Origin of the sequence: Methylobacterium sp. Leaf399, from assembly GCF_001424525.1 — a bacterium.
Classification (GTDB): Bacteria; Pseudomonadota; Alphaproteobacteria; order Rhizobiales; family Beijerinckiaceae; genus Methylobacterium.
Window position 1 is genome coordinate 1 of record NZ_LMQK01000025.1, and the last position, 6,276, is coordinate 6,276.

The following is a 6,276-nucleotide window of genomic DNA, read 5'->3' on the forward strand; positions in this document are numbered from 1 at the left end:
CTCCACGCTCGTCAGCAACTGGTTGAGGCCGTAGTCGCGCACGGCTATGCTGCCGGCGAGTGGTCGGGGTCCACATGGCACGTCCAGATGAGGCTTCAGCACCCTTCTGGAATCACCGCCATCCCGGCCACTCAACCCCGGCCGGACATTATCGGACGGGCTCTAAGATCTTCACGGTAACGATTTATCCGCATGTTGTATCAGACTATGTAATGGGTAATAACAATGAGATCATTATAGAACATCATGTATACACGAAACGTTGCGACATCTCCATAATAACAAAATCAGCATCCGAACTAAATTCTTCAGGTATTCCACCCCAAGGAACCCAATGAAAGCTGCATTTCTCGAAGATCGATGCGAAAAGATAGGTGAGCCGAAATTGATCAAAAATAGATGAATGGGAGTCTCCAAAGATCTCGATGCTTGCTTTAATAGTCGCGTTCGGATTCATGAATTTTTGAACTGTTTTGCCAAGTGGACTTTCAAAACTAGAACTTCCGCTTCGTAATAATTGGCTTTTATCCAAAAAATATGGAATAAGGTAATATTCATGTTCGATCAGAGCTGATCCGAACTTATAATTAAGGTCGCCGTAGGAGCGTGCTTTTTGGATGACAAAGTTATTACGGATAGCAGATGAATTCAGTCCCAACCCATCCAGTGTCTCAAAAAAAATACTGAGGTAATCACGGCCAAGTAGATGTGAATCGGCATACGCATAGTCGTCTTCACTTGCCCAGAACGGCAACGCGTTAATAAAATTGTCATAGACGAATACGTTTCCCTTCGCTTGAGCGGCGTCGGTCAATTTAGCAAGTGAGTGGTCCATATCATCAGTATAAAGCCGGCGTTTAGCAATTCTATCCATAACAAAATCTTTTTCAGGAATTATAATGAAAGCTACCCGACCCTTGACGCGCTCAGAAATACAGTTTACTCGATGGGTATAATAATCTGTTTTCTTGTCCAGACTGTCTAAATCCAGCAGCCGCTTTATGGCCCACTCGTTGGTGCCCATGAATATGACTGGACTCAAACCATAGATGATGCTGCTCAGATCCATAGATAGGAAGCGGGTCGGGTCGAAAGAGGAATGAGCATCGAGATTTTGTCTTTCGATAAAACGTTCGATCTTGATCTTAATCGCATGATCAGTGATTTTTGAAATATCAAGAGACGCATTGAAATCCAGCAGCCCTGCGACCGTATCGATCGCCATACAATCTAAAATCTTTTCGTTGTCCAACATGGCGTTCCCTTTTTACATCATTATTATCCGGCTTTTATTAGGGACCTGTGGTCCAAAGAGGCTCTAACACATGCATGACACCTGATGGCAAAATACTGTCGACCTGCAACTTTCTTGCCGCCATTTCATGACAAGATAACACGATTGATATCGACCGTCACGGGCCTCACTCGTCTACCATAGCATCCTTAAGAGGCTATCTTGGTAGCGGTTGCTGAGCGGCGATGATGCCACAGGCGAAGTGGATCAGGGCTCGGTCGTTCTCGGGCTTCTTGGGCTAGCGGATGAGGATGGCGCGGAAGCGGTTGAGCCAGGTATGGGCGCGCTCGACGACCCGGCGCCGTCCCTTAGCGCCGCGATGGCGCTCGTCCTGGACCTCCTCGCCCCTGGCGCGCAGGTGCAGGATGAAGCCGTGCTCCCCAGCCAGAGCGCGGGGACAGCATCGTCGTAGCCCTTGTCGAGGTAGAAATGCTGGGGTGCCTGCCGGTACCGGCCGGGCGACGGGCAGAGGCGTCCGGGGTCTCGGACATGACGAGAGGGTCGTTGACGTTGGCGTCCGCGATGGTGACGCCGATCGGTACCCCACGCCCGTCAGTGAGCACCGAACGCTTGACCCCGCGCTCGCCGCGGTCGGTCAGGTTGGGGCTGGTTTTCCCCCACCGAGCGGCGCCTTGCATAGGGCGCCGTCGAGGGACAACCTCGTCCAGTCGATCCCGACCAGGTCGTCGTAGGCCAGCAGGCGCTCCCGCCGGAGCGCCTCGAACACACTGGCCCGCGCCCACTTATGGAACCGGCGATGAGCCGAGGACGAGGTGCAGATCCCGGTGGCGGTCAGGGCGTTCCACTGGCACCCGGTGGGCAGCACGAATAGGTTCGCGTCCATCGCCTTGCGATCGGGGGGCCGCGGATTGTGCACCCAAGAGGATGCGGCGGGCGCCGCAGCAGCAGAGGCTCCACCCGCGCCCATGGTTCGTCGGGCAAACGACAACCGTCGTCAAGAACCGACGGCTTGCTCAGGCGGGGCTTGCATCGAGTCTGTAAAAACGATGCAAAATAGGATTACGATCTCCCTCACCCACTACGAGCCGAAAACCGGGAAGCCCCATCGATCCTCAGACTCACTGGCAGGAATCAATCAAGCACCCGAGGGCTATGCATAGGACCACGCGAAGAGGAGTCCACCTCTCCTCATGAGAGGGCAGAAATCCTCTGATCGAAGACGGTCCGCAGTTCGCCGCCCACACTGGCTTCCGCAAAAGGATTTGGAAATCTTTTCTGCAGCAGGGGGTCCGATCTGTAGATCGTTCTGTGATCTTGAGAAATTTTTGATCCGTCGCTGTATGTTCCAAAGGCCCAATAATTGTCAGGTAGGACAGTCGAAGCCTTGTTAAGCTGATCCTTATACCACTTTATCAACTCGAAAACTTCGACTTTTCCATTACTGTAGCGCTCCAACATGATTTCGCCGACCCAGCTGATTTTCGTGAAGTGAAAAAATCTGAGTTGATCCGCGTTGACGCGAATGACTCCCTCATCGTCCACCGTGATGATCCGCCTGCTCAAATTCCAACTGGCAACATTATAGCCGGGGTGCTTCAGAATATGAACATTGCTGAAAAAACTCGGTACGTGATCGCACCAGCGCTGGTCGGTAAAAAGCCCGCCCGGCACATCGTCGAAGCAGAAATCCAACAATCTGTCTCTCCACCAAGAGGCGAACTTTCGTCCCTCCGGACGATTCGAAACGGCAACGAAGCCGAGATTGTAGATGCCGTACTTGAGCGAGCCGATCTCGTTGTCGATGATCGCGCTACGCTTACGGTCCGGCTCGAGCTGATGCGGCGTCAGCAGGACGTCGTTGTGATCGAGTAGGTCGACGACCTCGTCCAAGGCAGAAAAGAGGGCGATGTCGGGATCGAGATAGACGACCTTTTCGGCTCCCTGGTCCAACACGTAGGTCAGCATCTTGCCTTTTACGGCCGTGCACAATTCGACGATGTTATGCTCGAAGATCCAGCCTTCGAGGTTATCGATTCCAAGATTACCGATATGGACGACTTCGTCGATGTCTTCCTCCGCGAGATCGAAATGGAATCCCTCAGGCTCGCGATCGGACAGGCAAAGCCAGAACTTCCAGTCCGGGTGGAATTTGCGAAGCGTTTTTGCGAGTACCCGCACCCTGTCGAGATACGCGAATGACGCACTCGTGAAACAATGGACCGTCGCTTCATGTGACATCTTTTGACTCCTCCAAGACAGCAGAATTTTCAGCTCGCGTAGATAACTTCCGCGGAGCCAGAACTATGTATGAGCTTGGATTTTGTTCTGTCTGATTCATGAACGAGATCAAAAATTTCTCTGTTGTCGAACAACTCGTTCAGGTCCTCCTCATTCGACAAAACCCGACCTCTCGCGCTGCCGGCTTGCCGGACGCTCTCGGTCACGTTCCCGGCCGACTGGTTCGTCACAACGAAGACGCCCGCCGCAAATGTTTCGAACAGAGCGTAGTTGAACGTCTCGGGCCACATCGGCCAGTTGATCACCACGTCGATCTCGTTTTGGACGAGTGCGTCGATCATTGCCGTGCGCTGATTGCGCGTGACCCTCACTTCGCAGACCTCGACATTTCCCGGGGTGGGAACCTCAATATCGCTCGTTAGCAACACGAAATCGTATAGATCGCTCTGTCGATTCTTGACAGCCAGGTTCTGAAAAACGTGCCATCCCTTATGATAATTGCAGTAACCGATGAACGCGATTTTCAGTTTCGGCTTCCCGAATAGCTTTGGAGGGGAAGCGCTTTCCTGTCGTTCCAGGCTGGACAGAGGAAGGGCGATCGCCTTGCTCCATTGCAGGGGGCTGAGTTTCAGAAAGTTGCGCAGCGCCGGACCGGACGGAGCGAGAAGGGTGACCTTTCGAGGCAAGATCAAACTCTGTATTCTTTGAATATGGCTCAGCCGCCCCTCGCCATAGCAGCAAATCCCACATCCTCCCGAGGTTACGGCAGGTGCATTGCAGAAAACGACGTTGTTTCGCAATAGGTTATAGCCGTTACAGAGAGTGAAAAAGTCATGAACCCAAAGATGGAAACTGGTGATACCGGTATCGATCAAAAGGCGATCGATGACTTCGGGCGAGTGGCCCATCAAATGATGCATCAAGACAGTGATGTCGAAGCCCAAGTCGATCAGGGAGGTGACGCTTTCGATGACATCCGTCGCCGAGTAAAAACCGGTAGCGGTGTCGTTCACCCGAACCGAAAACATGTAGCTTTCGGTCTGGGTGACAGGCGAGAGCATCGGCATCGGAACGGCAGGGCTGAGGTGCAGGTACAAAACACCTTTCGCTCGAAATGCAGCCGACTCGTCCGAGATGACATTTTGGACGCCTCCGATGTTCATCATGTAGTCGTCGTGGCTGAAAGACAGAACGACTTTATCGTTCTCCAGGCGTCCTATCAGAATGGCTTGCATGAGATCAGATTGCGTTCCCGTCTGATTTTGGGGAACGACGCTCCATGATTTCGCCCGTTCGGTCGGCGAGACGGCCGTCTCGATCTGACTGCGCTCGACTTCAAGAAGGCGCCGGATCTGTCGCGCTTCGTGTCGTCCCGCATAGACGTAGTGCAGAAATGGATTGATCTCAGCATCGGCGACATCGGGATTCGATTTCAAGTAGTACCTGACATCGAACTCGACGTTGGGATTCCGAGATTCCTTCCATCCATATCGATGAAAGTGCTCGATCGGACCGATATCGATATTCAAAAGATCTTTGTTTGATTTAATGTAATATTCTTCATCGAAAAATGGCTTGAGGGCTTCGATCTCGGCCTGGAAATCCGGGCCTCCGTCTTTCAACGGGATCTTGGCGATCTTTTTCGTCGAATTGTTGGGACTACGACCCTCTTTGATGCCCGTCTTCGCATAGTGTAGAAGGGGGTTGATTCCATCCGCTCGAACGTCGGGATTGTTATTGAGATAGTACGCGACGTCGAAAGTGTCGGACGGGTTTCTATTTTCCTTCCACCCGTGCTCGCAGAAATGCGAGAGCGGATCGACCCCGGCCGTTGCCACGTCGGGGTACGTCTTTCGATAGTACTCGGCATCAAAGTAAGTCTTTAAAGTCTTCAGTTCATGCGATGATACTCCCGCCCGTTTCAGCGCTCGTCGACGAAAGAAGTTGATCATGTGTGGTTCCGTGTCTGTAGAACGCTCATCCGCCACCCGTCGGGCATCGATCAACACGTCAAAAAATTGAACGGTGACTGTTTTCCAAATTCGCAACCATCACTTATGTAAAATGTGATCTCCATGAATATTCTTGGAAGTAAAAATTGGCGGCTCTGAGGTGTAGACTGAATTCAGGCATACGAGTCGGCGTTGAGATCTCGACGGCATTAAGACGGCATTAAGACGGCATTAAGACGGCATTAAAGCGGTTACGTTCGGGGAGATCTAGAGGAGTTGTAAACGAAAAACCAGCCCGCTCCGCCCAAGCCGATGGCGAACGCATGGTGAACATTTTCATCTAAGCCTCTGCGTAGACCAAGGGATTGAGGCGCGGGGCAGATGTTTTTGCCGGCTCCCGCATTGCGATGACCCGGTATCGAACGCAGCGGCACTTCCAATCTCTGATACGGTCAGGGGCGCGTGACCGGTAGCGGCTGCCCTGGACGGCCCCTCTGGATTGCACGGAGATCAGTCGTCGGTCGTCCCGGGCCCACTGCGGACGAACGGCACGTGCCGCCATGTTTGCAATGTGCGTGCTGTCGGAGGGATGAACAGGCCGGCAACGCCTCAAGCTCCGGCGATGCGCCGACTGGTCGTCGGAGGCTGCGTCGCGAGTCGACCTTCCGAGGCGACGGCAGCCACATTGGGTCTTTCGTGTAACTGCCTTGCGTTCACGTTCGCGGCCGCCTCAGCTCGATTTTGGCCATTTAGGCCGCCTGGCACAGGGCGTAGGCCCAGGGTGGTGGAAGACGGAACCGACGTTTCCTGCGGTCGCGCCTGCGGCCTGAC

General features: G+C 53.2%; 3 protein-coding genes and 1 pseudogene. All 4 read right to left on the minus strand.

All coding sequences use genetic code 11. The features are described 5' to 3' along the window. Positions 1-244: 244 nt before the first annotated feature. The 4 genes and pseudogenes from ASG40_RS21270 to ASG40_RS21275 all read right to left on the minus strand — a co-directional run bounded on the left by ASG40_RS21270 (position 245) and on the right by ASG40_RS21275 (position 5,445). Positions 245-1,225 (minus strand): hypothetical protein, encoded by a 981-nt coding sequence (locus ASG40_RS21270; protein ID WP_156387724.1) that lies wholly within the window; start codon positions 1,223-1,225, stop codon positions 245-247. A 310-nt stretch (positions 1,226-1,535) separates the two neighbouring features. After that, positions 1,536-2,236, minus strand: a pseudogene (locus tag ASG40_RS22230) (IS5 family transposase); the annotation flags it as partial. Positions 2,237-2,443: 207 nt separating this feature from the next. Further along, the gene (locus ASG40_RS13310) at positions 2,444-3,493 is read right to left on the minus strand and encodes a hypothetical protein (RefSeq protein ID WP_200944266.1); all 1,050 of its coding nucleotides are present in this window, start codon (positions 3,491-3,493) and stop codon (positions 2,444-2,446) included. A 29-nt stretch (positions 3,494-3,522) separates the two neighbouring features. Beyond that, complete coding sequence (locus tag ASG40_RS21275; RefSeq protein ID WP_156387725.1) at positions 3,523-5,445, minus strand: hypothetical protein; 1,923 nt, start codon at positions 5,443-5,445, stop codon at positions 3,523-3,525. Between the last annotated feature and the right edge of the window lie 831 nt (positions 5,446-6,276).